A 1695-nucleotide genomic window follows, 5' to 3' on the forward strand; every position below is an offset into this window, starting at 1 on the left:
GTCACGGAGGGGTCGGTGACGTGTCCGGCGACGGTCTTGCGGGCGACGCCGAGGCGGGACTGGATGTAGCCGAACTCGCGGTCGCCGTGGGCGGCCTGGTTCAGGTTCATGAAGTCCATGTCGATGGAGTGCCAGGGCAGTTCGACGTTCGCCTGGGTGTGCAGGTGGAGCAGCGGCTTCTGCAGGGCGTCCAGGCCGGCGATCCACATCTTGGCCGGGGAGAACGTGTGCATCCAGGCGATGAGGCCGATGCACCGGTCCTCGGCGTTTGCCTCCAGGCAGATGCGGCGGATGGCGGAGGCGTCGGTGAGGACGGGCTTCCAGACGACCTCGACCGGCAGGGCGGCGTCGGCACCGAGTGCGGTGGCGATCCGCTGCGACTGCTCGGCGACCTGCCGCAGCGTGTCCTCGCCGTAGAGTCCCTGACTGCCGGTCAGGAACCAGATCTCGCGTCCCGCGAGTGACGTCATGGTGGTGACTCCTTACCGGGCCTCGGGCTGCTGGCCGTAAACGTTCTGGTAGCGGAAGTTGAGGCTGTCGATGTCCGCCTGGGCGATCGGCAGCGGCTCGCCGAGCTGCCGGGAGAGGTGGACGGTGCGCGCCACGTCCTCGCACATCACGGCGGCCTTGACGGCGGCCTTGGCGTCCTTGCCGATGGTGAAGACGCCGTGGTTCTGCATGAGGACGGCGGGCGAGCGGTGGCCCTTGAGCGTGTCCACGATGCCCCGGCCGATCGAGTCGTCCCCGATCAGCGCGAACGGGCCGACCGGGATCTCGGCGCCGAACTCGTCGGCCATCGCGGTCAGGACGCAGGGCACGGCCTCGCCCCGGGCCGCCCACGCGCATGCGAAGGTGGAGTGGGTGTGGACCACCCCGCCGACCTCGGGCATGTGGCGGTAGACGTAGGCGTGCGCGGCCGTGTCGGAGGAGGGCGAGTGGTCGCCCTCGACGACGTTGCCGTCCAGGTCACACACGATCATGTTCCGCGGCGACAGCTCGTCGTAGGGCACGCCGCTCGGTTTGATCACGAGCAGGTCCTCGCCGGGGATCCGGGCGGAGACGTTGCCCGCCGTCCAGACCACCAGGTTGTAGCGGACCAGTTCCTGGTGGAGTTCGCTGACCTGCTGGCGGATGAGGTCGGTGGTCGCGTTCACAGGGCCTCGCTCGATGAGGTGAGGGCGGCGTTGCGGATGTCGCGCAGGCGGTGCAGGAGCTTGTCGGCGCCGAGGCCGAAGTGGTCGTGCAGGGCCCGGTACTCGGCGAAGAGCCGGTCGTAGACGTCCGCGCGGGCGTGGTCCGGCCGGTACGCCGCCGGGCGCACCCGGCCCATGGCGGCGGCCGCGGTCCGGACGTCCGGGTAGGCCCCGGCGGCGACCGCGGCGTGGATCGCCGAGCCGAGGGCCGGCCCTTGCTCCGACTCGGCGACCGACACCGGGCGGCGCAGCACGTCGGCGTAGATCTGCATGAGCAGTTCGTTCTTCTTGAGGCCTCCGGTGACGACGAACTCGGTAACGGGGACGCCGCCCTGTTCCAGGGCCTCGACGATGACGCGGGTGCCGAAGGCGGTGGCCTCCAGCAGGGCGCGGTAGACCTCCTCGGGGCGGGTAGCCAGGGTGAGTCCGGCGATCACGCCGGAGAGGTGGTGGTCGACCAGGGTGGAGCGGTTGCCGTTCATCCAGTCGAGCGCCACGAGGC

The 1695-nt window shown here is 70.4% G+C and carries 2 protein-coding genes and 1 pseudogene; all 3 read right to left on the reverse strand.

Going from position 1 to position 1695, the window contains the following annotated elements:
- Window positions 1–470 (reverse strand): annotated as a pseudogene (locus tag AB0O00_RS38100) (L-arabinose isomerase); the annotation flags it as partial.
- Window positions 471–482: 12 nt separating this feature from the next.
- A complete protein-coding gene (locus AB0O00_RS38105; protein WP_363659272.1) occupies window positions 483–1154 on the reverse strand; it encodes an L-ribulose-5-phosphate 4-epimerase in 672 nt (223 codons plus the stop codon).
- Window positions 1151–1695 (reverse strand): FGGY-family carbohydrate kinase (locus AB0O00_RS38110; RefSeq protein ID WP_363659273.1); only part of this gene is annotated, 545 nt, incomplete at its 5' end. The genes AB0O00_RS38110 and AB0O00_RS38105, both read right to left, overlap by 4 nt.

This window comes from Kitasatospora sp. NPDC093558 (assembly GCF_040683475.1).
GTDB lineage: Bacteria > Actinomycetota > Actinomycetes > Streptomycetales > Streptomycetaceae > Kitasatospora.